This is a genomic window from Bradyrhizobium sp. JR3.5 (assembly GCF_054057015.1).
The window spans coordinates 6,283,292-6,307,732 of sequence record NZ_JBSRYV010000002.1 but is presented as its reverse complement, the minus strand read 5'-3'; the positions used below and the strand labels follow the sequence as shown (position 1 = coordinate 6,307,732).

The window sequence follows — 24,441 nt, the reverse complement described above, 5'->3', positions numbered from 1 at the left end:
TCCGGTCAGTGCGCGCCAGCGTTCAGCCGGGACTCACCGGACTGTGGCAGGTTTCGTCCCGCAGCGATGGCGACTTGCAGGTTCTGAAAGAGCAGGATCTCTCTTACATCCACAATTCGTCATTCTGGCTGGACGTGTACATCATACTGCAAACGCTGCCAGCCGTGCTGGGAGCAAAGGGAGCTCGTTAGTTGGCCAGCCCGTGCACTTGAACCGGCTTTGGACCCGAGGCGCGCGTTCAGCGCGGCGGACAGCACTCACGATGGTGGCCGCGAGACCCATGAACCGCCGTCCAAAGGGGCACATGTTTCAGGCCCGTTTTTTAGGTAGGTGACAACAAGGGGGAAAGATCCGTGATCGTGGGCTATTGTCGCGTTGGTCCCCTCGAACCCATCGAGCGACTTGACGCCCAGAAGCGCGACCTGGCCGCGCTTGGAGCGCAAGACCATTTTTGCGAGAAGGCCAGCGTGTTCGGAAAGATGCCGGAGTTGCAGCGCGCGATCGAAGTCACTCGGAAAGGGGACGTGATAGCGATCACGAAACCCTATCGCGTGGCACATTCGACCCGGGGCGTGCTGGCGCTCATCGAGCGGCTGGGCCGCAAGGGCGTCGGCCTTCGCATCCTCGGTACGCCGATTGACACGAGTACCACGACCGGACGAATGATCCTCGGATCGGCACCCCTTTGGTCGCTTGGCGCTTCCCCGCTGCGGTCTGTGCTATGGGATCTGAGCATCGGTTGGTGGCGCGGACGGTGACGGCGGCGTTCGGCGTGCGGCGGGAATCCAGGTAGGACACCGAAGCTTTGGGTATCCATTCTGACAAGGTGCTCGGCGTATCGGGTTCTAAGCGTTGCTCGATAACCGCCGCAGCGAATGCGGGTTCTCCCGGCGAAAGCCGATTAGACCGGAGCCGCTTTCGCGGTCGCCATGACGATAGCTGCGACGGGCTCCTCCAGACGCAAGCTCGATGTACTGCCGTGCGACGAGAAAACCATCGAACCGTTGAGCCATTCGGCGGGCGCCGGCGGACAGCCGTAACCACAACGCGTCATCATTCAGGATGGATCGAAGCGCAATCGCCATCGCACCTGGGCTCGTATCGGTCACAAGCCCGTTCACGTCATTTTCGAGCACATCCCGGCTGAGCCGAGAGGAACCGACAATAGGCGTTCCGCTGGCGATCGCCTCCATGACAGTTGCAGACGCGACAGGGACCGCATAGCGCGTGGGGAAAGCGGCGACCCTAACCTGACCATGCAGCATCCGCACAGTCTGCCCATCCGCGGACCCCAGGAGGATAACGCGCCCGCGAATCCGATCCGGGAGAGCATCCACTGCTGCTTGCGTCTGTCGAGTGATATCGCCTGCAACGTAGAGGCCTACCGAGGGATCGTCGAGCACGCCGAATGCCCGGATTGTGGCGGCGGGATCCTTGTAGGGCGAGGTTCCGGAATGAAGGATCGCCCCCCGCTCACGCGCAGCAAGGTCGCCCCCACGGTAGGCCTGAAGCTCAATGCATTTGGGGATTACGGCAAGCTGGTGCCGTGACATGCCAAGATCGCGGACGAGTTCATCGCGAAGCTCCGTCGTCGTGGCGACCACGTAGTCGCACCGTTTGGTGCTGAATCGCCGAATGCTGCGCCACAATGGAGCAAGCCGGCCACTGCGAGGTTCGAGATCGTGGACAACCTGGACGATCGTGCCGCGGAGCGGGAGCGGCACTGCTTCGCTATGGACAACAAGATCGGGCCTCAAGCGATCAATAATCCCCTTCGCGCGTAGCCACGCCGCGGCGGAGGCAAGCCCCGTTAAGGGCGTGGGGCTCAGGGCAACGATCGGTAGATCGAGACGAGGACCTAGCAGGCGCCGGTACTCCTCATGGCTCTGGAGGCTTCCGACAACGATCGTCACCTCGTGATCAAGATCGGCCAGAGCTTGAGCAAGCGATACGATGAAAATGTTGACGCCGTCGGGCCAGTCGAGAGCCTCACGCCGAGTGAGGACAATACGCATGCGATCAACCTCTCCGTCTGTGATTATGGATCACAGAAGGCATGGGTTCAATGATCAATACAGGTGTACTCCATACGTGCGTGGCGCCCGCCTTCGCGGGAAGCACGTCGCGTTGGCGCTCGGGGACAGCTTTGGTGACGATGCGAGTATGGAATTCGGAACGGCGAACCTGGTACCCCCAGCGAAGTACTTCCGAAAGGCATTCCGATAGCCCGTGTTTCTCGGCAACAGGGCGTACGCAACCACTAGTCTCGGGCTGTCGGGCCGACAACATGACCAACGCGAGCCTGTGCCACGATGTATCGATCCTTCACGAGCCACGGTCGGATATCGACAATTCGCGCAAACCGATACCGCTCCGCGGCGTTTGCGCGGACAACCCTGCAAGGCGGGCGAGAGGTGATTCTGGCTCGAGCAAAATCCAATTTCCCGCTGATCCAGCGCTGACGTCATCTGCGGCGGTGTCATGAGAATTGTTGCGTAGGAGAGAGCGGATGTTGGACTCGGGAACGGCGGCGCCACGGGCATACGAAGGGTGAACCACCAAGATGAATACTCCGATCTGTCCTCAATGCAGGCACCAGGGAGACGTTTGCGTGCACTGGCAGGCGCCCCGCTTCCTGCGCTGCCGCGAATGCGGCACGATATTTCGTGATCCCTATCCAGAAGAGTCGGAGCTTGCGAACTATTACCGCGAAGGATGGAAAGAACCTGAGCAAAACACCGTCGAAACCGGCGCTACGGATGAAGCTGTCGCCCGATGTCTCGTGGATTCCCTGACAAATACGCTGGGCGTACGTGGCCTTTCCGGCTTGCGCATCCTGGATTTCGGTGCTGGCCGCGGCGCAATGACTTTCGAATTGATGAAGCGCGGCGCCAGGCTCACCGCTGTTGAACCGTTCGGCTATCAATTCCTTGCCGAACGTGGCATTGCAGTTTACCGGGATATTGCAGAACCTCCCCGACGGATCGAGCTTCGACGGGATCGTGTCCCTCGAAGTCATTGAGCATCTTCGTGATCCCGGCCGCGTGCTGGCAGGCTTGTACGAGCGCTTGTCGCCGGGCGGCTGGCTCCTGATCACCACTCCAAACGCAGCTGGTTTCCCGGCACGACTGATGGGTCAACGTTGGCGCGAAGCAACAAGGCCGGGCCATATCGTTTTTTTCACTCCCGCAGCGCTCGCCGGGATCCTGAAGAAGAATGGATTCAGCCGCGTCCAGCGTCAGCGCTGGCATGTTCGGTACCCTGAGGCTTCTCCGTTACGTGCGCTTCTTCACGTCGGGATGCAAAAGCTGGCTATCGATGGAGGTCTGCGTATGGTCGCCTACAGGCCGTAAGCAAGGGATGAATCCTGACCTATCATGGCCACCCCTCTCTCACCTTCCCGTTCTGCAAGCCTGGGCGACCGCTACACCCTCGCGCTCTGCTGCGCCCTGGCAGGATATGCGTTGATGGGAAAGGGCTTCGCCTATTGGGGCTATCGGCCGCTTTTCGTCGGCGAGATCGCCTTCGTCGCTGGGCTCTTCGTGCTGTTGCGTTCAGGGTGTCTGGTGGCCGTATTCGCATCCGGACCGAGCCTTCTTCTCGCGGCGGCCATGGGCTGGGCCTTGTTGCGCACCTTTCCTTATCTTGACACCTACGGTTCCGACGCCTTGCGCGACAGCGTGATCCTCGTGTACGGGGTCTTCGCCTTCGTCGTCGCCGCCCTTCTGATCGAAGACTATCGCCGCATCGATACGATCATTAGCTACTACCAGAAATTCCTGGATATCTACGTTCCTGTCGTCCCCATCCTGTTTCCGCTCAGCTTCTATTTTGCGGACTATATACCGAATGTACCCGGTACCAGCGTCGGCCTGGTCTGGCTCGGCGCCGGCGAGGTCGCGACACACCTCGCAGGCGCTACCGTGTTCATCCTCACGGGCATGCGCAGGCCAACTCCGATCTGGACGGCCTGTCTTATCACGGCAGTGGTTATGGTCGGCGCCGTTAGCCGTGCAGCCGTCCTAGCATTTGCCGTGCCAGTCGTTCTGGCGGCGTTGGCGCTCGGCAAACTGCGCCCAGTTCTCGTCGTCGTCGCGACCGGTACAGTGCTGCTTGCCGCTTCCTACGCGATTGAAACGACCGTCTCCGGCTACCAGGAAGCCCGCGTCTCGACCGAACGGCGGATCAGCGTTGCGCAAATCGTCGAGAATATCGCCAGCATCGTCGGCCAGGGAGGCGCCCAGACCGAGGACACCACGCAGTGGCGCGCGAATTGGTGGCGGACCATCGTCGAGAAAACGGTGCATGGACCGTATTTCTGGACCGGCCGCGGATTTGGGGTAAATTTGGCTGTCGAGGACGGGCTTGCGAGGGCTAACAGCGAGCGGCCCCTGCGCAGCCCGCACAGCGCCCATATGACGATCCTGGCGCGCGCGGGGGTGCCGGGGCTTGTGCTGTGGGCTGCTTTTTCTGGCCGCTTGGTTTGGCACGCTGCTTCGCGCCATGGTGCTGGCCTACAGACGCGGGCACACCGAATGGGCCGCGTTGATGCTGTTTATCGCCTGCTACGTCTCCTCCTGCATCATCAACGCTTCGTTCGACGTCGCACTCGAGGCGCCGATGCAGGGGATCTGGTTCTGGTGCCTGATCGGCTTCGGCATCGGCGCGACGATGATCTACCGCTACCTGCTGGGTACGGACGAATCCGAAGCATCGGGAGCCAGCCCGCCACTGCCGGCCGGTGCACGCGAAGCGTCGCCGCCTGCCTGACTGGGCTCTTATGGCGGTTCACGGCTGTGTCGGCAGGCCCGGCGTTGTCGATGAGCCCTGCCCTCTCCGACGCCCGGCGATCGAACCTGGCGCGTCGATGGCGACCAGCCCGGAATGATGCTGCTGGACCAGGGTATCCGACGAAATCGGGCGGGTTGTACAGGACCGGCAACAAGCAAGTCGAGTTAGCGTTCGGAGCGAAGTTGAGCGCGCGACGCGAGCACGGCACCCGCTGCAACGTCGCTTGCGTGCGCTTTGCCGTCACCTTGAGTTGCGGGACCCTGCGCTCTGGCAGTACCAAACACCAGGAAGAAACCTGCTGAGACCACTAGCACAAAGAATTCCCTCGCAATTAGCGCGACCGCGACGGCGATTGCCGCGTTCGAGAGTTGCTGGGAGAGCAGGTATGCGACAGCGAGGAATATCAATAAGCTTGATACGTTGAGAATGGCCCAAGCGCGCTCGTGGCCGTAGTTGAACATATAGAGGTTTGACGTGCACGTATTCGCGTTGATCAGGACCGGGATGACAGACATCACCCGAACGATCGGGATCGCACCCGAAAAACTCTCGCCGAATAACAAGAGGATGACATATGGGGCTATAAAGAACAGGAATAGGCTGAATGCCGCACCAACGACGAGGGTCAGCAAGGAACGCCGAATCAGAGCGAGCCCTGCTTCCGGGTCGTGGCGTGCGCAATATGCGACTCTGGGTAGGAGCGTTTCCCACATGGCCCTGAAAAAAGGCCGTGTGGCATTCACGAATTTCTCCGCAATCGAATAGTTGCCGGCGGCAACGTAACCCGAAAAATGCTCGACAAGCGGAACGGGCAGAGCCACGAACATCCTCTCGACAAGAGTAAAGAGGAATCCTCGCCAGCCGTTCCGGAGCTGCAATCCCACCATGGAGGGTGTCACGGCCCGGAAACCGCTGAAACCGACGGGAACGATGAACGGCAGGCTGACAACGGCAGCGACAAGCCCTATCGAGCTCTGAATCGCCACCGCTAGTTCGATTTGGGCGGACGAGGTCACCATCATCAGGAAGCACACCAAAGCCAGACTGCGACCGACAACCACCGCGATGGCCGCTTGCCATGCACGTTCCAGACCGATGAACAGCCAGGTCGGAAACAGGATGCCTCCCACCGAGGTCAGCATGGCGCACAAAAACATGGGCTTGCTGACAGCGATGAGGCCGTCCGAGGCGGCGACGCCGACGAGCATCACCAGGCAGCACAGTACAGCTTTCGTGGCAGTGACTTCCGCGAGAAGAGAAGCGATAGCAGCTGGCTCATCCCGGGCGGACGCAGCGGCGCGTTGCGCAGTCCAATGAAAACCATACTCCACGATCGTGGCTGCGAGCCATCCGACGCTCAGGGCGTACGCGTAAAGTCCAAAATGAAGCGGCCCCAGAACCCTGCCGGCATATGGCAAAACGAGAAGGGGCTGCAGCACGTCGGCCGCATGCATAATGGCTAAACTGACCGCTTGCTTACGCAGGCTCATCAGAAGTCCTCACTGAGGGAGGCCCCATAAGTCCTGGCGCCCTCCAGACAGGCGAAGCCGCAGACGTGCAACGCCAAATCCCCTGGAGCCCCTGTCTGTCATGGTGAGCCGCGGCAGCTCAGAAGCATGCCTGCGAATGACAATCTCAAAAAGCTCTCCGAAGGGGTAACACCGATGAACCGAGTGACGCGAAGACCTGTCCGCTAACATCCACCGTGCAGTGGCACCCGTGGGGTAGAAGCAATGTCGGCGGAGACAGAGGTTTTCGACTATATCATTGTCGGTGCCGGGGCCGCGGGGTGCGTGGTGGCCAATCGGCTCGCGGCCACCGAAGCCTGCACTGTTTGCCTGCTCGAAGCGGGCCCGCCGGACTACAGTGTCTTCCTGCGCGTCCCCGCGGGGGTTTATAAGGCCGCATCGATTCCGAAATATGCATGGCAGTACGAAACTGAGCCGAACCCGGCCACGGCAAACCGTGCCATACCGATCCCGCAGGGCAAGACGCTCGGTGGTTCGACTGCCATCAACGGAATGAACTACAACCGGGGACATTACGACGATTTCGATGGTTGGGCCCGACGCGGCAACCGGGGCTGGGCCTACGCCGACGTGCTGCCGTACTTCAAAAAAACCGAACGAAGAATCGGGACATGCGACACCACGTACCGAGGCGTCGAGGGAGCGCTGCCGATCACAGACTGCGATTGGAAGCACCCGCTTTGCGATTCTTTCATCGAGGCTGCGCACAACCTCGGACTCCCGCACAATTCCGACTACAATGGCGCAAGGCAGGCGGGCTTCGGATATTATCAGCGCTACATCGAGAACGGCTGGCGCGTCAGTGCAGCGCAGGCATTTCTGCGACCCGTTGCCAAGAAGAGGAACCTGGCGATTCGGACCGGAGCCCAGGCCACCGCAGTGCTGTTCGAGGGAAAGCGAGCGGTCGGCGTTCGGTACGCGCAAGGACCTGGCTATCCGGCTCGTGAAGTGAAAGCACGCCGCGAGGTGATCCTCACCGCCGGAGCCGCGAACACGCCGAAGCTGCTGCAGGTTTCAGGAGTCGGCTCACCGGCATTGCTCGCGGACCTTGGGGTTCCGGTGCTGCATGAGCTGCCTGGCGTCGGCCAGAACCTGCAAGACCACTACATGATCCATTTCATCGTCCGGGTGAAAGGCAAGACGGTCAGGCGGGCGCGGCCTGAATCTACTCCAGGAAGGCACCAAATGGCTGCTCGGCCGTCCGAGCATTCTCGCTCTCAGTCCATCTCTCGTATACGGTTTCGCCAATTCGCGGGATCTCTCCTCCACGCCGGACGTTCAAATAGACGTTGCCATCGGGAATTATTCCAATCTCCGGGAGCGCTTTCCCGTCCTCAAGCCCGGCTTCTACCAGCTACGGCCGCACAGCACCGGGTTCGTCCGCGCGAGCTCGCCGGATCCCTTCCGTGCCCCAATCATCCAGCCCAACTTTCTCGTGGACGAAAGGGACCAGCGTGTCGCTGTCGACGGCATCAGGATGATGCGACGGCTGCTCGCCGCCCCCGAGCTTCAGCCCTACTGCTGCGGAGAGGAATTGCCCGGTCCCTCGGTCACGGACGACGCCGAATGCCTGGGGTTTGCGCGGGAGGCTGGACTGACGTCATATCATCCGTGCGGGACGTGCCAAATGGGCCCGCAGGACAACCCGGCGTCTGTCGTCGATGATCAGTTGCGTGTCCACGGTTTGGAGAATCTGCGGATAGCGGATGCTTCGATAATGCCCACTGTGCCGTCCGCCAACACGTCCGCGACCGTCTTCATGATCGCAGAAAAGGCCGCAGACATGATACTGGGACGGCATCCTTTGCCCGCAACGCATTCCGATCCCTCCGACCGTGTCGAGCGTCCTCAGCGCGCCTTGATGGCCTAGATCGCGATCCAGAGGCCACGCTGGCTAAAAGGTAAATGGAGGACCGGTTTTTGAAGAGACGAATCCTCGTTGCTTCCGACTTTAACGCGAAAGATCGAGCCCATTTCGCATCGTCCTACGAGTTCTGCCGTATCGTCACCGAGTGCGATCATGCAGACCTCGTCGCACCTGGCATCGACAACTACCTGACGAAACATCTCGGTGGCATCCTGCCACCTCACGACAACCAGAGTGTGCAGCGCGACTTCAACAGGCTGGTCAACGGTGTCCGCAAGGGGCTCGGACTAAAGAACGCGCCGACGATTGAGCGGGTCGAACTCGACCAGAACTACGACGTCTTCTTCTTTGTGGCCTGGAGTCCGCAAAGCTTCGTTGAGCTCTCGCGCATCCGAAATTGGCGCGGTCGCTGCAAGATCGCCGTCGCATATCTGATCGAGCTCTGGTCGAGCACACTCGAAGAGGATCGCCAATATTTGAAACTATTGGACCAGTTCGACCACGTGTTTCTGCTTCACAGCGCAAGCATTGCACGCCTTTCCCAATACACGGCCGCTCCCTGTTCCTTTCTGGCGACCGGCGTCGATTGCCTGATTGCCACACCGTATCCGTCGCCCCCCGAGCGGGTCGTCGATGTATATTCGATGGGCAATCGCGCGGTGGGACCACATCGGCAGTTGGTGGCGCTGGCTGAACGCCGCAACCTCTTCTATCTGTATGACTCGCTCTCGAGCGGCAATTCTCAGGTCAAGGATTGGCGGGAACATCGACTGCTTCTTGCCAATACTATCAAGCGCACCCGTTACTTCATGGGCTTCAATCCCGCGGCAGTCGTGAGTGCAAACTCGCACAAGATCGCAGGCGAGCAGGTCCTTCCGTCACGTCTGTTCGAGGGCGCCGCCGGGGGCGCCGTCATCCTTGGAAACGCGCCGCAATGCGCCGAGTTCAAAGAGTACTTCGACTGGCCGGATGCCGTGATTGAGGTCTCTCCGGAGACCGGCGACATCGCTGCCGTGATCGACGAACTGGATGCGCAGCCGGAGCGAATAGCGCGCATTCGGCGAACGAACGCCGTGGGTAGCTTGCTGCGGCACGATTGGGTCTACCGCTGGGAGCACATCTTGTCTGCTATCGGAATGGAGCCGCTCCCGCAGCTCCACGATCGCAAGTCCCGGCTCAGAGAAGTCGCCGCCGCTGCGATGTCGCCCTTGCCGGCGTGACGTACAGCTCGAGATGCTCGTGCCTTCCGTCACCAAGAAAGCGCGGAAGCATCCTCCTCGCGACCAATGATATTTGGTCGCCATCCGGCCTACCCCCAAAGAGTGAATGTCGCGCGGCAAGAACTGTCGTCTAATACGTCCAGAGGTTTGAGCCTTTGTTCACCTTGGAGAGCCGGGCGTATGCGCACGATTTGGTCTGAATCACCACATGTGCAACCGGTGATTTCGACACCATCGGAGACATCAGACGTCATCTCGACGCATTTTGAGAATGTGCGGCGTGTGCTGGCGGAAGTTCAAGTGCACGCGGTCCAGAGGCTTGTCGATGTTTTCCGTGAGGCTCGCGACCGAGGGGCGTTCATTTACATCGCCGGAAATGGCGGCAGTTCTTCAACCGCTTCTCACTGGGTCAATGACCTTGGCAAGGCGACCAAGCGCTCCGGCTGCCGACCGTTAAAAGTCATGTGTCTGTCCGACAACATGTCCTGGTTCTCCGCTCTGTCGAACGACGAAGGTTACGAGAGGGCATTCTCTGGCCAGCTCGAGAATTTCGCGACCCCCGGGAGATGTATTGACCTGCATTTCCGCGAGCGGCAACTCCCCGAACCTGGTTCGCGCGGTCGAACTGGCGCGGAGGCAGAAGCTCACCACCGCAGCGCTACTCGGGTTTGACGGCGGCGTGCTGAGAGGTCTCGTCGATGAGCCGGTGTGCGTCGAGACCGAGAAAGGCAAGTACGAGCTCGTCGAGGACGTCCATTCGGCGATCTGCCACGCGGTCACAAGGTGTCTCGTTGCCGACAGACCAGGTCTTAACTGATGGCCGCCCTCGACGGCACGTCCCGCCAAGCGCGTATCGAAGGCCGGATCTATGATCGGCCGACACAGGCGGTCATCCTTGCCGGCGGCCGCGGAACGCGTATGCAGCCGATCACGAAGGATCGGCCCAAACCGATGGTGCCGGTTCTCGGACGCCCTTTCCTGGAGTACCAGATCGAGCAATTGCGCGACCAGGGTTTTGAACGAGTCCTGATCCTCCTCGGCTATTTGCCCGAGGTCGTGCAGAACCACTTCGGCGATGGTCGCGACTGGGGCGTGCACATCGAGTACTCGGTAACGGAACCCGACCAACTGACCAGCAGCCGGGTGGCGACTGCTCGGCACATGATCGATCCCTGCTTCCTGCTGCTGTACTGCGACAACTACTGGCCGATGCAGATGGACCGGCTGTGGGCGCGGTTCCGCGAAGCCGGGAAGCCCGGCTTGATCACCGTCTATAACAACAAGGATCGTTACTCCCGGGGCAGCGCCCTGCTCGACCACGACGGTCATGTGAGCGTATTCGATCGTTTGCGCGTGACGCCCGGGCTTCAGCAGGTCGAAATCAGTTACGCGATCCTTACAGACCTCGCCCTCGCGCTGCTGCCTGAGCAGGACACACTGCTCGAGGAGGCGATCTATACACCACTCGCTCGACAAGGGCGGCTCACGGCCTATGCCAGCGATCACCGCTATTACAGCGTCGGCTCGCTGGATCGCCTGCCGGCGACGGAAGCCTTCATGCGCCGCAAGCCGACCGTAATCCTCGATCGCGACGGCGTGCTCAACCGCAAGCCGCCGCAAGCGCAGTACGTACGGAACTGGAATGAGTGGGCGTGGTGCCCGGGCTCTCTCGAAGCACTCCGGCTGCTGCACGACCGGGGCTACCGCACAATCATCGCCTCGAACCAACCCGGCATTGGCCGTGGCGTCATGAGCGAGGCCGACCTCGACGCCGTACACGACCGCATGAAGCGGGAAGTCTCGCAGGCGGGAGGCTCGATCGACGCGATATATTACTGTCCGCACGGTTGGGAAGACGGCTGCGAGTGCCGCAAGCCGAAACCCGGTCTCCTTTACCAGGCGCAACGTGACTTCCACCTCGACCTCACGCGCACGCTATTCGTTGGCGACGATGAGCGCGACGCTGCGGCAGCGGCGGCGGCCGACTGTCCCTTCCAGCGCGTGACCGATGACTATTCGCTCCTCGACCTCACCCGGCAAATGCTGAACGGAACCCCGGAATATGCCTAACAACAAGCGGATCCTGATCACCGGCAACAATGGCTATATCGGATCGGTCATGGCGCCCTGGCTCCAGCGCCAGGGCTTCGACGTGGTCGGTCTCGACACCGGATATTTCTCTGCCTGCACACTCGTCCCCGACCTCGCCGAGGTCCCGACGATCCATCAGGACCTACGCGAAGTTACCGCCAAGGAGCTCACCGGTTTCGACGCGGTGATTCATCTGGCGGCACTCAGCAACGATCCGATCGGCAATTTGAACGAAGCCTGGACGCGGGAGATCAACTCGCAGGGAACGATCCGGCTCGCGAAGCTGGCGAAACAGGCGGGCGTCACGCGCTTCATTTTTTCATCCTCCTGCATCATGTACGGGACGTCCGAAGCGACAGTCGTAGACGAGAATGCGCCGCTCGCGCCGCGCACCGAATACGCTCGCTCCAAGGTCGAAGCGGAGACGGCGCTGCGCGCCCTCGCCGACGATCGTTTCTCTCCGACGTTTTGCCGCAACGGGACCGTCTACGGCCTATCGCCGCGGATGCGGTTCGACACGGTCCTCAACGATTTCATGGGCAACGCCTTCACGACTGGCCGCATTGTGATCCAGAGCGACGGCACTCCGTGGCGGCCAGTCGTCCATGTCCAGGACGTTGCGCGCGCGTTTCAGGCGGTGCTCGAGGCGCCGCTAGAGACTGTCCACAACCAGGCCTTCAACGTCGGTGCCGACAAACTCAACCACCAGATCCGCGAGCTCGGGCAGATTGCGGCGCAAAGCGTTCCCGGTTGCGAACTCGCGAGCGTACCGCAGCCCGGAGCCGATCAGCGCACCTACAAGGCGGATTTTGCCAAGTTCAAGCGAACCTTTCCGGAATTCAGCTTCCGATGGACGGCCACGGACGGAGCGAGGGAACTCTATACCGCGTTCCAACGTATCGGCCTGAAGCATGACGCATTCAGGGACAAGCGTTTTACGCGTCTGAGCTGGTTGCGGCATCTGCTCGACAGCGGATCGATCGACGATTCGCTGAGGTGGACCGAGATCACAGCCAACGTGAGTCGAAATCGGGCCTGAGGCTCGACAGGCTGGGAGGCCGAGCGCAGTGGAAACTCTATCGACGCGGGAACTCGAGCATGCATCCGTCGTCCCTGACACGGAGCGGCTCCGACCCTCTCACGCCAGCTGGCGCCCGACCGATATCGTCATGACACGGACCCCGCTCCGCGTCAGCTTTGCAGGAGGCGGCACGGATTTACCGGAATTCTACGAGGTCGAGGAAGGCGCCGTGCTGAGCGCGGCCGTTGATAAATACGTCTACGTCACCGTGAAGCGTCACAGCCACCTCTTCAACGAGCCGATCCGGCTCAACTACTCACGCACCGAGCAGGTCAATACGATCGAGGAGATCGACAACAACATTGCTCGTGAGTGCCTCAAGTTTCTCGACATCGAGCCTCCGATTTTCATCAGCACCGTCGCCGACATGCCGGCCTCCACCGGCATGGGCGGATCGAGCGCCTTTGCAGTGGGATTGCTCCACGCGCTCCATGCCTTCCGTGGCGAGCGCGTCACCGCCGGCCAACTGGCTGAGGAGGCCTGCTATATTGAGATGGAAGTTCTCAGAGAGCCGATCGGCAAGCAGGACCAATACGCCGCAGCGTTCGGCGGCCTGAATCTGCTCCGCTTCGGGCGCGGCGGCCGCGTGACGGTCGAACCGCAGCCGGCCCGAAGCGGCTCTGTTGCCTACCTGTTCAGCAACATCATGATGTTCTGGACCGGTCATCAGCGCCCTGCCGCCTCGGTACTCACCGAGCAGAGGAGCAACACGTCGAGAAACCTGGACGTTCTGCGACACATGCGCAACGACGCCTTTGAGTTTCGCTCGCTCTGCTCCGGTCAACAGATCGGGCTCGAGCAGGTGGGCGAGGCTCTTCACCGCGGCTGGACACTGAAAAGAGGTCTTGCTTCCAAGATCACTACCTCCGAGATCGATCGCTATTACACGCGGGCCCTCGAGGCAGGCGCCGAAGGTGGCAAACTCTGCGGTGCTGGCGGTGGCGGCTTCCTCATGTTCATCGTGAAGCCGGAGAAGCGCGAGCGGGTGCGTCAGGCGCTCTCGGATCTTCCCCTGGTGTCGCTAGGGTACGAGGTCCATGGCTCGCGGGTGCTTTACCCGGCCGGGTGACGCTGGTCTTGGAGGATTCGATGATTTTCAAGACCACCGAAATTGCGGGCGTCTGTACGGTAGAGCTTGAAAAGCGAGCCGACGACCGCGGCTTTTTTGCCCGCGGCTGGTGCAGTCAGGAGTTCGACGATCACGGCCTGCCCAGCCAGATCGCCCAGATGAATATCTCCTTCAACCGCCAAAAGCACACGTTGCGCGGCTTCCACTACCAGGTCGCTCCCTATCAGGAGGCCAAGCTTCTGCGCTGCGTTCGCGGCGCCGTGCACGACGTGATGCTCGATCTGAGACCTGACTCGCCAACGTTCATGCGTCACATCGCGGTCGAGCTTAGTGCCGAGAACTACCGCATGCTCCTCGTCCCGAAAGGATGCGCGAACGCCTTTTTGACTCTCGCGGACGAGACGGAGGTCACGTATCTCGTATCCGAGTTCTACACGCCGACCGCCGAGCGGGGTGTGCGCTGGAATGATCCGGCGTTTCGCATCGAGTGGCCTGCCGAGCCCGTCGTCATCTCGGAAAAGGACTGCAGCTGGCCTGATTTTGTAGACGAGCGCCGGCTCGTCGCAGCCGCAGATGAGGGGTAGATCGCATGTTCATCGTCGACCGCGAGCTCGAGCGGCTGCAACGGGCCGGCACCCCGATCAGGGTCGGAATGGTGGGCGCCGGGTTCATGGCCAAAGGCATCGCGCGTCAGATGCTGCAGTATACCAAGGGCATCGAACTCGCTGCGATTTGCAACCGTCACCTCGAGGAAGCCCGCAAGGCGTACGCCGAATCCGGCGAGAGCAACGTCACACAAGTGCGCCGCGTGGACGAACTGGACGACTGCATCGCCCGGGGCCGGCGCGCGATCACCGACGATCCGATGCTTCTTTGCAACGCTGATGGGATCGACGTGATTCTCGAGGTTACCGGCACGATCGAATTCGCGGCTGGTGTGGTGATGCAGGCGATCGCCCGAACCAAGCACGTCGTCATGATGAACGCCGAACTCGACGGTACTCTCGGCCCGATTCTGAAGACCTATGCCGACCGCGCCGGGGTCGTCATCACGAACACGGAAGGTGACCAGCCAGGCGTCATCATGAATCTGTACCGGTGGGTGAAGGGATTAGGTATTAGACCCGTGCTGTGCGGGAACATCAAAGGTCTACACGACCCATACCGCAATCCGACGACCCAGGAGGGGTTTGCCAAACGTTGGGGGATGAAGGCCCCGATGGTCACGTCCTTCGCAGACGGCACCAAGATATCTTTCGAGAACGCGATCGTTGCCAATGCAACAGGCATGCGGGTCGCGAGGCGCGGAATGCACGGTCCGGTCGTCGAGGCCGGCACCCCGATCCAGGAAGCGGTCAATTGGTACCCGCTCGATGAGCTTCTCGAGGGTCCCGGCATCGTGGATTACTGTGTGGGAGCCATGCCAAACCCAGGTATATTCGTACTTGGGACGACGAACGATACGGTCGAGAAGCACTACCTGTCGCTCTACAAGATGGGAGCAGGCCCGCTCTACTGCTTCTACTGGCCCTATCATCTTTGTCACTTTGAAGTCCCGTTCACGGTTGCTCGCGCGGCGATCTTCCGGGATGCAGCCATCACTCCACTCGGCGCGCCGCATGTCGACGTGGTTGCAGCCGCCAAGAGGGATCTCAGGGCTGGCGAGATCATCGACGGGCTTGGCCACTACATGACCTACGGCTTGTGCGAGAACGCGCAGGTCGCTCACGCCGAGCGCCTCCTTCCGATCGGTCTCGCCGAAGGTTGTCGTCTCCGGCGGAACGTTGCGCGGGACCAGGTGCTCGGATACGACGACGTCGAGATTCCGGCGGGCCGAATGTGCGATGCGCTGCGCCAGGAGCAAGACACCCTCTTCTTCGGCAGGCCGTCATTCATACGCCCTGAGGCTGCCTAGACCGGATCGGTTTCGCGCGGCTCCGCCGCGCGTGATCCGAGCTCCAGAAATCCGCTTGCCTGGCTGGACCGCCGGATCGCAGATAGACAAGTAAATTCAACGCATTACGACGCCGTTGCAGAAGACCGGAATCGGTATCGCAGTCTGCAGGGACGCGCCATGCTGGACAAATCCGGTCCCGATCGTACAGGGCTGCCCAGCGTGCGCGATCTTGGAGAGTGCACACGCCCGTGGCCAGTTTCAATCAGCCGGGCGCCCCATTGGATCACACGAATCCATTAATCGGGCATCCATCTGATGGAGGCCGCATCGGCAGGTCGCGTGGTGGTGTAGGTCACCAGGTCGTATCCTCGCTCGACGACGAGATCGGCAACTTCGATGAAGCCCTCGTCATTCCCCTCCTTGCGAGCTGTGCAGCGTCACATCGCTCATGGAGACATCCTGGTTCGTCAGCGATAGCCTGACCATTCCCCGATGGTCTCGAATTGGCCTGCAAATCGGAATGAGCCGCGCCTCGAAATTTGTCGGGTGATAGGGCTTGAGACGCAGGTTCTTGTGGAAGGTTCTGTCTCCCTCGATCGACAGCACGCTCTTGCAGGCTGCCGAGTTCACCATGAGGCCGCGGATGGATGAATCCGACCCGATGTGGATCGGGTACGTCTCGCCGCGTTCCAGCCGGACACCCGAAAACGTGATCAGCCTCGACGAATACTCCACCGGTGTGCCCGCAATTTGATCTTTGAGCGGCACGCGATCGTAAGCCGTGAATGCAAACGTGCGTTTGCACTTTGCAGTCTCGGTCGTCCTTATCTTAGTCAAGAAATTGCCAAGGTGCGTCGCTATCACGCCCGACAAGAACTCGGCCGGATGACTGCCGTCTGCGTAGAGTTCCTTTGCGTCTACGTTCTTGGACTTGACGACCGAGGCAATGACGTCCCTTACATCAAGATAGTACCAGTCCTGCTTCTGGCAGACGGAAATACAGGCGGAGATGATCGTTCTTGATGCGTTGATGTCGCTCACCGGTATGCAAACAAAAACCGGCTCGCAATTGGCGCGTTTTGCGGAATGCCCGATCCACTCGACCCATCTCACAACATCGTAGTAATCGATCGCATTGGCGGAAAGCAGCGAAAAATCGATCACGCACGTGTCGACAATGCAAAACTCCGAGCCTTTGAAGAAATCACCCTGGGCGAAGTACGGACCGAGCAAGGACGGAGATGCACCGATCCTTCCTGCCGATGTCACTTCAATTGTGTCATCGGCGTCCAGAAATTTCTGGAAAAAGCCTGCCTTCAGGATGCTGTTTGACTGTCCCAGGATCGAAATGCTCAGCGACATCAGATTGATTGCCCTCAGATGGAACCGCGCAATGACATCGAAAACGCACGATGGAGAACCCCGCTACACCGCGTCAATCGTCTATGTCGCGGCGACGTTATCAATTGTCGCGGCGCTCTGTCTACCATCGGCGGGACGCGCGCAAAGTTCGAGAGCTGCATGCGATAGAACCGATGCGCAGTTCGCCGTAACAGCCGCCATGCCGGACAATGCTGATGCCCTGCGCAAATATGAGAGAAATGTGTCGGGTCTGTCCGGCGATGTGTCGACGGTCTTGCTTGGCGACTCGCTGGTTGAGGCGTGGCCGAGGGAACTATCAGCCTCGCTCGGCGCCGGGCCAGTGGCCAACCTCGGCGTCGGACGCGACAGGATTCAGAATACGCTCTGGTTCATCGAACACGAACGCGAGCGGCTGCGAAAAATCAGGCCGAAGTCCGTCATCGTGCTGGTCGGGACCAACAACATCTATCTCGATAAGCCGTGCGGAGTGATGGAATCCTATCAAAAGCTGTTTGAGGAGATCAGGTCGCTTTGGCCGAACGGCAAGATTTTCTCCATCCAGATTCTTCCGCGAGGCGACCAGATGAAGGGCGCAGCCGAGAATATCGGATCTGTCAATGCCGAACTCAGCAGAAGAAGCCGGGAACTCGGCATCAGGACGATCGATGCCTCCAATATCGCGTGCGGACGCACGACGCCGTGCGCAAACTACAAGAGCGACCTCCTGCACCTGACGCCATCCGGATACGAGGCCCTGACCAGGATCGCCAAAGAAGGCATGGGCTCATCGTAGGCGTCCAACGAAAGCCGCGCCGGAACCGTCAATGGCGCTTGGGCGCGATCTGGTCTGCCAAAGCGCGATGAGATTGGGTTGAAATCGTCATCGCGTTTAGTTCATTGTTTAAGCATGATCTCCGCGCAAACGCCTTGCGTTGGTCGCGAGGGAAAACCGTTTCGCACCTTTCCGGATCATACTTTACGTCAGCATCGAGATGATCGATTGCAGCTGATCGGATGCCGACGCTACGAACCCGTCGAACGATGTCTGCCCGTGCGCCGCCGCCCGCAAGATGCATTCGGCAACCGCCGCCTTGAGACCGAACACGGATTGATCGGCCGGCACGCTTGCCATCACCGTCTCCAGCGCGTCGCGCATCGTCTGGATCAGTTCGGAGCTGAATTTCATGGCTATCCTCCGCGTGCTCAGGATAGACCGGGCGCGCCACGCCACCACTCACAAGCCCGCGATTCCGGATTGCGTTTTCTTAATGCAACGACAAGCCGGTGAATCGGCGAAGCGCTAGAGAATGATCCGGAAAAGTGCGAAGCGGTTTTCCGAAAAGATCATGCGCAAATAAGAAGCTAAAGCGCGATGACGATTCAACCTGATCTCATCGCGCTTTAGAGGTCCTTTTCGGCCAGCTTGCGGAAGTCGTCGGGCACCGAACGAACAACCTGCAGCGCTGCCGAACCATATCCGATCGCATCCCAGCCAAAGCGATCGCGGACCTTGTCGACGGCACAATCCGCGGCCCAGCGCGCCATCCCGATCGGACTTCCAGGGCGAAGCGCCTGATCGGCCAGCCCGAGCGGGAGCTCGAGTGCGAGATCCCAATGCTCCTCCAGATGCGACACCGAGATCGCCAGCAGCGAGATGGTTTTCTCGCTCGGGTGATCAGCAAGCGTAGCGCGCACCAGCTTCTCGGCGAGGCTGGCGAGGATCACCGTCGTGCACACGGGCGCATCGAGCGTCATCGAGCGCGTCACCGATTTCAGGTCGGCGAAGCGAACGCGCACCGTCACGGTTCGTCCGGGTCGGGATTTTGCCCGAAGCCGCGTGGCGACGCGGTCGGCGAGATGAAGCAGCGTCGGCCGAATGACCTGCTCGATCGCGGGCTTTCGGCCGAGCGCCGATTGTGCTCCTGCCGATCGCGCGCGCCGATGCGGCGTGAGTTGTCGCGGATCGCGATTCCAGGCCAGCGCGGCGAGTTTCTCGCCCGCCGCCGGACCGAGCAGCCGCGTCAGCGACCGCTCCGACAATCTGGCGAGTTGACCGATCGTCGAGACGCCGATCGCGTCCAGCCGTGTCCTGGTGACCGGCCCTACTCCCCACATCAATTCAACCGGGAGTTCGTGCAGGAATCCGAGCTCGGCGCCGGGATCGACGACGACAAGTCCATCGGGCTTTGCGACCTGCGAGGCGATCTTCGCCAGATGCTTGGTGCGCGCGACGCCCACCGAGATCGCAAGGCCGAGTTCTGTGCGCACGCGCCGCCGGATCGCCGCGGCTATTTCGGCGGGCGTTCCGAACAGATGCGTGCAGCCGGCAACATCGGCAAACGCCTCGTCGATCGAAATGCGCTCGACGAGCGGGGTGAAGTCACCGATCACCTCGATGGCTGCGTCACCCAGCCGTTGGTAATCGCTGAAGTGGCCGCCGACGAAAATCAGTTGCGGGCAGAGCCGGCGAGCTTCCCGTCCCGACATGCCGCCGTACACCCCGAAGGCCTTGGCCTCATAGGACGCGGCAAGCACGACCCCGCCTCCGACGGCGATCGGTTTTGCCTCGCAGCGACGGCTCGAGCAGCTGCTCGACCGACGCGTAAAACGCATCCAGGTCCGCGTGAAGGATGGTGGCTGCGGTTGCCATCTCAACCCGTTCATCCCTGACCTGACCAAAACTGCTCGTTCCTTGGACGCTACAACGGAGAACTGAACAAAACAAGAACAAACTCAATTCCGGCCGACCAGGAATGGTCGCGGGCGCTGGCGGCCTCCCGGCGAACGCCGGGCGCGCGCTGTCGTGCCAAGCGTCGAAGCGGGCCCGGCTGCCGGTCGCTGTCGAAGGAATCACCGCGAGGCGGTTGGCAGATTGCTCGAGGTCCGCGGGCACTCTCTGCCGGGGAGCGCGATTATGCCGGCTCTCGCGTCCCGCTGCGCCAGCTCGCTCATGAGCCGGCGTTGTTTGACGAACAGGCTTTTTCGGGTAGAGATCAAGGAATGACCGACCACTCTCATCAGGTGGACTTCCAGGCTGCGGCCTCGCTTTACAAATGGCCTTCTCTCGGCAATTCCAGGCGAGAGGATCGCGCGCCCTATATGATCGTCAACGGAACGCTCGACCAATGCATCCGGGACTTCATGGGCAAGCCCGAGAAGACCCGGCATCTCTACGAGATCCGGACCACGTCGCAGCCTCCCCTCGTGCCGGAGGTGCTGTCGCCCGAGCACGTGATCGAGCTCTCCAGGCTTCGCGAGTTTCTCTGAGGCGCTTCAGCGGATGTCATGCGCCGGAAGGCGCATTGTTTGCCTCTGAGGGAGCCGCTACACTTGCCTGGCTCACTAACTGGACCTCCGCGCCGGCATGATTGATCCGCTTCGACCTCCTCTGCGGTTCGCACATCGCCGGCACGGGAGCACAGCTGCTGCACGACCGGTTGCCGGGGCATCGAGAGGCGCCACATGAGGTTCAATCTGGCGATCTTGAGCGTGCTGGCCGCAAGACCCGAGCAACGGATCCCGCTCGAAGAGGTCAGCCGCGAAGTCAAGCGCATGATCGCGGGCGGGCGATGCAGCCACGAAGCTGAAGCGATCGTCAGAGCTAGGCGACGCCGACGTCTTCCAATCCGGATGGGCTTCGATCAATGAGGCCGGGCTGCAGATCACGGACTCCGGCCTCGCGCTATGGCGCGAGCTTGAAGCGTCCCGGGTCGAGCAGGAACTCAACGCGCAGGAGCTCAGCGAGCAGGAGTCGGGCGAACCGCAGGCGGAGCGCCTAGAGACCGTTGCTGCCGACCCGCGCGATGCTGTGATCGAACGGTCCGGCGCGATCGATCGGCAAATCCCTTTCGTGATGCAAGAGGGCCTTGCCGATCGCGCGGCCTCGGGCGCAAGCCGCTCGACAGCAGCCTCCGACCTGCCCGCGCGCGCCGCGATCGTCCCCGAACCGGCCTTTGGCTCCATTCACGACACGGACCGAAGCGGCTCTCGGCTCTCGCACCTTGTGAAACGCCTCGGCACCAGCCTGCCTGGATTTGCCCAGGCGCGGCGGCGGCGCACCAAGCGCGAAGGACCGGATCGGAACACGGTCAACGGCGTCGGAGTGACGGGGCTGGCGGTTGCGTGCCTCAGCCTGATTTCGATCGTTGCATGCGTTGCCGCAGCGATTGCACTCGGCCAGATCACTTCGCTGAAGTCGGACAACGCTGCGCTGCGGCGGGAGCTGGTCCCGCTGAGAGATCGTCTCACACGGATCGAGCAGGAAGCCGCCAAACGCGAGGCCGCGCAACAAGAGGCGCAGGACAAGCTTGAGGCGGACAAGAAGGCCTCTGATGCCGGCAGCGAGCAAACTGCGCTCAACCTCTCGCGAGACGAGATTCAGCTGATCAGGGAATACATCAAGGCGGCCCCTTCGGCCGCCGGCGGCGGGCCGCCGATCAACGTCGGCGATCCCGTCACCGGCGGAATGATTCCGTTGCCGTCGCCGCTGACGGAGAAGGCGCCACGACTGGTCGGCGCGAGATTTGCGATCCGCAACGGCGCGATCATCATCAGCGCACGAAGCAGCCGTCGCGTCGATGCACTGCTGATGGCGAACTAGTGGCCTCCTCCCGGTGTTTGCTCCCGCCTAAGCAGAACCTGATCATCGATCAGCTCCTTCTGTGCTATTGGCGCAGCGCATCGACCCGCTGTTTCGCTTCCTTGACTCCGCCGGCCTCAGCCTTTGCGTAGAGATCGCGCGCCTTCGTTACGTCGCCGCGCGTCCCATAAGTTCCCCATTGGGGCAGGATCAGTGGGTCGTAAGTTTCCGCGAGCATGAAGCTCGCCTGCGCATTGCCAGTCTCAGCGGCGCGCTCGAGCACGATCCGCGCCGAGCCGATATCACCCTGCCCAAGCAACACGCTCGCGCGCGCCACCAATCTTGCCAAGTCCTGGGCATCTGGATTCGCCGGAGATTCTCCCCGCCCGTTGGCGACTGTCACCGTTTCCGCCGCGACCGGCTTTGCCGCATCCGCCTCGACCTGCTTGGCCTGTGCAATCTGACCGGCGACAGGCATGTCCTTCGTGCTCCGCGCGAGGGCGAGTTCCTGCTCCAGCCACCCGGTCCTCTCGCTCGCTTTCTGCAGCGATTTTTGCAGTTGCGCCGTTTCGCGCTCTCCCGCCTGCTTCAATTCGGCCGCTTCGGCCCGCACCTTCGCTACAAGCGCGGTCTGCGTCTCGACCTCGCGCCGCGTCGCCGCCAGGTCCTGCTCCAGTCGGCCGGCCTTTCCGCGCTCCCCTTGCACCGAGTTTTGCAGTTCCGCCGCGTCGTTCTCTCGTTCTTGCTTGACTGCGGTGACTTGGGCGTACGCCTTCGCCGCCAACGCGGCCTTCGTCTCGACTTCCCGCCGTGCCGCCGCAAGATCCTGTTCGAGCCGCGCCGCTCGCGCGCGCTCCTCTTGCACGGATTTTTGCAGCTCCGCCGTGCCGTTCTCCCCCGCCTGCTTCAGTTCGGCTGCTTCGGAGCGCACCTTCACGACCAGCTCGGCCTGCGTCTCGATCTCGCGCCGCGCTGCCGCGAGATCCTGCTCCAGCCGCGCCGCCCTCTCGCTCTCTTCTTGCACGGTCTTTTGTAGCTTCGCCGTGCCGTTCTCACCTGCCTGCTTCAGTTCGGCCGCTTCGGAGCGCACCTTCACGACCAGTGCGGTCTGCGTCTCGACCTCGCGCTGCGTCGCCGCAAGGTCCTGCTCCAGCCGGCCGACCTTCGCGCGCTCCTCCTGCACCAATTTTTGCAGATTCGCCGTGCCGCTCTCTCCTTCCTGCTTTCCTACGGTGGCTTGAGCGTCCACCTTCGCCGTCGACGCGGACTTCGTCTCGACCTCGCGCCGCGCCGCCGCAAGATCCTGTTCCAGTCGCGCGGCTCGCTCCCGCTCCTCTTGCACGGCCTTTTGCAGTTCGGCCATGCCGCGCTCTTTCTGCCTGGCCTCGGTTGCCTCCGCGCGCGCCGTCGTCACCAGTGCGGCCTGCGTCTCGGCCTCCCGCCGCGCCGCCGCAAGATCCTGTTCCAGTCGCGCAGCTCTCGCGCTCTCCTCTTGTACCGATTTTTGCAGATCCGCCGTGCCCCTCTCTCCTTCCTGCCTTACTGCGGTGGCTTGAGCGTACGCCTTCGCCGCCAACGCGGACTTCGTCTCAACCTCGCGCCGCGCTGCCGCAAGATCCTGCTCCAGTCGGGCAGCTCGCTCGCGTTCCTCTTGCACGGACTTCTGCAGGTCCGCCGTGCCGCCCTCTTTCTGCTTTGCTTCGACTGCCTCGGTGCGCGCCGTCGCTACCAGTGCGGCCTGCGTCTCGGCCTCGCGCCGCGCCGCCGCCAGATCCCGCTCCAGCCGCGCGCGCTCCTCTTGGAGTTTCTGCAGCTCCGCCGTGCCGCGTTCTCCCGCCTGCCTTGCTTCAGTCGCTTCGGCGCGGGCCCTCGCCGCCAGTGCGGTCTGCGTCCCGACCTCACGCCGCGCCGCCGCAAGGTCCTGCTCGAGCTGAGCGGCCCGCTCGCGTTCCCGACGAAGCGATCTTTCTAGCTCCACGCCATTGTCGGTCGCCGGCCTTGCGCCATCTTTTGCCGTAGCCGCCGCCGAAGCCCGCGGATCGGCATCGCCGCGCATTCTCGCAACGTCCCGCTCCATCCGTTCGGATTGTTCGCGCATCATCGATTTGCGCAACTCGGCAGCGCGGCGCTCCGCCACCGATCGGTCGGCGCTCTCACCCTCCCGTTGCAGGGATTTGCGCAATTCTGCGATCTCGCTGTCGGCTGCCTGTCTGGCTCGAGCCGACTCTTGGGCCGCCTCCTTCAGCCGTACCTGCAAAGCCTCAAGATCGCGCCTGGCGACGGCGAGTTCGCGCGTCAGCCTCTCCGCCCTCTGGTGCTCCTGCTCGACGGCCGACAGCGGTCCGTTCGGCTCGCTGCTCGTTGCTTGCGCCAGTCGTACCGATCTGTCGCTGCCTGGGCGCATCTGCACCTGGAGGGTTTCGCCCGATGCTTGTGATAACCATGCGGACGCGAGCAGAGTCGCGATGACGCACACGGGCGCGGCTCGCTGCCATCCGGATGGGTGCGGCGGCGGACAAGCGAACTGCCCATTGTTCGAGCCGCCGGCGATGCCACCGGCGTGCACTTCATCCAGGAGGATGACGGTTGTTGGATTCTCCGACCCGTCCACAATCACCCGCCGCATGGTGATTTGGCCCATCCTTGGCCTCCTCTGATGGGGCACGATAGCGCACGCGAGCTCGAATGCCATTCCCTCGCAAGGGGCCCCCTCGCCTACCTCTTTCGGGTTAGGTGCGCGCGGTGGAACGCGGCTTGATTTAAGGATCCTGGCCAATGACGGCGGCGTCCGGCGGGCCGCCGATCTTTGCCGTTGCCGCTGACGAAGAAGGTGCCACGACTGGTCGGTGCGAAATTTGCGACCCGCAACGGCACCATCATTATCAGCACGCGAAACAGCCGTCGCGTCGACGCCGTGCTGATGGCGAACTGGGCAGAATGAACCGCTTTGCCCCC

At 61.8% G+C, this 24,441-nt stretch carries 23 protein-coding genes and 2 pseudogenes; 19 read left to right on the top strand and 6 right to left on the bottom strand.

Annotated features, from left to right (window positions below; genetic code table 11):
• Window positions 1-8 precede the first annotated feature (8 nt).
• Window positions 9-191 carry a sugar transferase gene (locus ACVWW1_RS46805; protein WP_456660566.1) on the top strand — a complete coding sequence of 61 codons (183 nt, stop codon included), beginning with the start codon at window positions 9-11 and terminating at the stop codon, window positions 189-191.
• Between the two features lie 162 nt (window positions 192-353).
• Window positions 354-758: a recombinase family protein gene (locus ACVWW1_RS46800; protein ID WP_456660565.1), complete on the top strand. Its 405-nt coding sequence runs from the start codon at window positions 354-356 to the stop codon at window positions 756-758.
• Between the two features lie 87 nt (window positions 759-845).
• On the opposite strand, the gene ACVWW1_RS46795 is transcribed toward ACVWW1_RS46800, so the two are convergent.
• Complete coding sequence (locus tag ACVWW1_RS46795) at window positions 846-2,015, bottom strand: glycosyltransferase family 4 protein (protein WP_456660564.1); 1,170 nt, start codon at window positions 2,013-2,015, stop codon at window positions 846-848.
• A 596-nt stretch (window positions 2,016-2,611) separates the two neighbouring features.
• On the opposite strand from ACVWW1_RS46795, the gene ACVWW1_RS46790 reads away from it, so the two are divergent.
• From ACVWW1_RS46790 to ACVWW1_RS46780, 3 genes and pseudogenes are all read left to right on the top strand, one after another.
• Entirely contained in the window at window positions 2,612-3,022 is a 411-nt protein-coding gene (locus ACVWW1_RS46790) for a hypothetical protein (protein WP_456660563.1), read from the top strand.
• Entirely contained in the window at window positions 3,003-3,353 is a 351-nt protein-coding gene (locus ACVWW1_RS46785) for a class I SAM-dependent methyltransferase (RefSeq protein WP_456660562.1), read from the top strand. Before ACVWW1_RS46790 ends, ACVWW1_RS46785 begins: the two co-directional genes overlap by 20 nt.
• A gap of 24 nt (window positions 3,354-3,377) precedes the next feature.
• Window positions 3,378-4,451 (top strand): annotated as a pseudogene (locus tag ACVWW1_RS46780) (O-antigen ligase family protein); the annotation flags it as partial.
• A 504-nt stretch (window positions 4,452-4,955) separates the two neighbouring features.
• Here the strand turns inward: ACVWW1_RS46780 and ACVWW1_RS46775 are convergent.
• Window positions 4,956-6,281, bottom strand: a complete 1,326-nt coding sequence (locus tag ACVWW1_RS46775) for a lipopolysaccharide biosynthesis protein (RefSeq protein WP_456660561.1) — start codon at window positions 6,279-6,281, stop codon at window positions 4,956-4,958.
• 243 nt (window positions 6,282-6,524) lie between these two features.
• On the opposite strand from ACVWW1_RS46775, the pseudogene ACVWW1_RS46770 reads away from it, so the two are divergent.
• The 10 genes and pseudogenes from ACVWW1_RS46770 to ACVWW1_RS46725 form a co-directional block, all read left to right on the top strand.
• Window positions 6,525-7,367 (top strand): annotated as a pseudogene (locus ACVWW1_RS46770) (GMC family oxidoreductase); the annotation flags it as partial.
• A gap of 112 nt (window positions 7,368-7,479) precedes the next feature.
• The gene (locus tag ACVWW1_RS46765; RefSeq protein ID WP_456660833.1) at window positions 7,480-8,190 is read left to right on the top strand and encodes a GMC family oxidoreductase; all 711 of its coding nucleotides are present in this window, start codon (window positions 7,480-7,482) and stop codon (window positions 8,188-8,190) included.
• 35 nt (window positions 8,191-8,225) lie between these two features.
• On the top strand, window positions 8,226-9,407 hold the full coding sequence (locus tag ACVWW1_RS46760; RefSeq protein ID WP_456660560.1) for a glycosyltransferase family protein: 1,182 nt from the start codon (window positions 8,226-8,228) through the stop codon (window positions 9,405-9,407).
• 66 nt (window positions 9,408-9,473) lie between these two features.
• Window positions 9,474-10,079: an SIS domain-containing protein gene (locus tag ACVWW1_RS46755; RefSeq protein WP_456660559.1), complete on the top strand. Its 606-nt coding sequence runs from the start codon at window positions 9,474-9,476 to the stop codon at window positions 10,077-10,079.
• Window positions 9,979-10,224: a hypothetical protein gene (locus tag ACVWW1_RS46750; protein WP_456660869.1), complete on the top strand. Its 246-nt coding sequence runs from the start codon at window positions 9,979-9,981 to the stop codon at window positions 10,222-10,224. Before ACVWW1_RS46755 ends, ACVWW1_RS46750 begins: the two co-directional genes overlap by 101 nt.
• Window positions 10,224-11,477 carry an HAD-IIIA family hydrolase gene (locus ACVWW1_RS46745; protein ID WP_456660558.1) on the top strand — a complete coding sequence of 418 codons (1,254 nt, stop codon included), beginning with the start codon at window positions 10,224-10,226 and terminating at the stop codon, window positions 11,475-11,477. Before ACVWW1_RS46750 ends, ACVWW1_RS46745 begins: the two co-directional genes overlap by 1 nt.
• A complete protein-coding gene (locus tag ACVWW1_RS46740) occupies window positions 11,470-12,537 on the top strand; it encodes an NAD-dependent epimerase/dehydratase family protein (protein ID WP_207836904.1) in 1,068 nt (355 codons plus the stop codon). The genes ACVWW1_RS46745 and ACVWW1_RS46740 overlap by 8 nt, the downstream gene beginning before the upstream one ends.
• A gap of 130 nt (window positions 12,538-12,667) precedes the next feature.
• The gene (locus tag ACVWW1_RS46735) at window positions 12,668-13,648 is read left to right on the top strand and encodes a GHMP family kinase ATP-binding protein (protein WP_456660557.1); all 981 of its coding nucleotides are present in this window, start codon (window positions 12,668-12,670) and stop codon (window positions 13,646-13,648) included.
• A 20-nt stretch (window positions 13,649-13,668) separates the two neighbouring features.
• Complete coding sequence (rfbC, locus tag ACVWW1_RS46730) at window positions 13,669-14,232, top strand: dTDP-4-dehydrorhamnose 3,5-epimerase (RefSeq protein ID WP_456660556.1); 564 nt, start codon at window positions 13,669-13,671, stop codon at window positions 14,230-14,232.
• Window positions 14,233-14,237: 5 nt separating this feature from the next.
• A complete protein-coding gene (locus ACVWW1_RS46725; protein WP_456660555.1) occupies window positions 14,238-15,563 on the top strand; it encodes an NAD(P)H-dependent oxidoreductase in 1,326 nt (441 codons plus the stop codon).
• Between the two features lie 390 nt (window positions 15,564-15,953).
• Here ACVWW1_RS46725 and ACVWW1_RS46720 read toward each other — a convergent pair whose 3' ends face one another.
• Window positions 15,954-16,907 carry a hypothetical protein gene (locus ACVWW1_RS46720; RefSeq protein WP_456660554.1) on the bottom strand — a complete coding sequence of 318 codons (954 nt, stop codon included), beginning with the start codon at window positions 16,905-16,907 and terminating at the stop codon, window positions 15,954-15,956.
• Here ACVWW1_RS46720 and ACVWW1_RS46715 point away from each other — a divergent pair.
• Window positions 16,894-17,700, top strand: coding sequence for an SGNH/GDSL hydrolase family protein (locus ACVWW1_RS46715; protein ID WP_456660553.1), 807 nt, complete (start codon window positions 16,894-16,896; stop codon window positions 17,698-17,700). The genes ACVWW1_RS46720 and ACVWW1_RS46715 overlap by 14 nt on opposite strands.
• A 183-nt stretch (window positions 17,701-17,883) precedes the next feature.
• On the opposite strand, the gene ACVWW1_RS46710 is transcribed toward ACVWW1_RS46715, so the two are convergent.
• On the bottom strand, window positions 17,884-18,093 hold the full coding sequence (locus ACVWW1_RS46710) for a hypothetical protein (protein WP_176532218.1): 210 nt from the start codon (window positions 18,091-18,093) through the stop codon (window positions 17,884-17,886).
• Between the two features lie 215 nt (window positions 18,094-18,308).
• Entirely contained in the window at window positions 18,309-19,442 is a 1,134-nt protein-coding gene (locus tag ACVWW1_RS46705; protein ID WP_456660552.1) for a Y-family DNA polymerase, read from the bottom strand.
• A 465-nt stretch (window positions 19,443-19,907) separates the two neighbouring features.
• Here ACVWW1_RS46705 and ACVWW1_RS46700 point away from each other — a divergent pair, with 465 nt between their 5' ends.
• Together ACVWW1_RS46700 and ACVWW1_RS46695 are read left to right on the top strand one after the other, a co-directional pair.
• Window positions 19,908-20,174: a hypothetical protein gene (locus tag ACVWW1_RS46700; protein WP_173642050.1), complete on the top strand. Its 267-nt coding sequence runs from the start codon at window positions 19,908-19,910 to the stop codon at window positions 20,172-20,174.
• A 586-nt stretch (window positions 20,175-20,760) separates the two neighbouring features.
• Window positions 20,761-21,507, top strand: a complete 747-nt coding sequence (locus tag ACVWW1_RS46695) for a hypothetical protein (protein WP_456660551.1) — start codon at window positions 20,761-20,763, stop codon at window positions 21,505-21,507.
• Window positions 21,508-21,571: 64 nt separating this feature from the next.
• Here the strand turns inward: ACVWW1_RS46695 and ACVWW1_RS46690 are convergent, their stop codons facing one another.
• On the bottom strand, window positions 21,572-24,127 hold the full coding sequence (locus ACVWW1_RS46690; RefSeq protein WP_456660550.1) for a hypothetical protein: 2,556 nt from the start codon (window positions 24,125-24,127) through the stop codon (window positions 21,572-21,574).
• A 171-nt stretch (window positions 24,128-24,298) separates the two neighbouring features.
• Between ACVWW1_RS46690 and ACVWW1_RS46685 the strand changes: the two genes are divergently transcribed.
• Complete coding sequence (locus ACVWW1_RS46685; RefSeq protein WP_456660549.1) at window positions 24,299-24,427, top strand: hypothetical protein; 129 nt, start codon at window positions 24,299-24,301, stop codon at window positions 24,425-24,427.
• Window positions 24,428-24,441 lie beyond the last annotated feature (14 nt).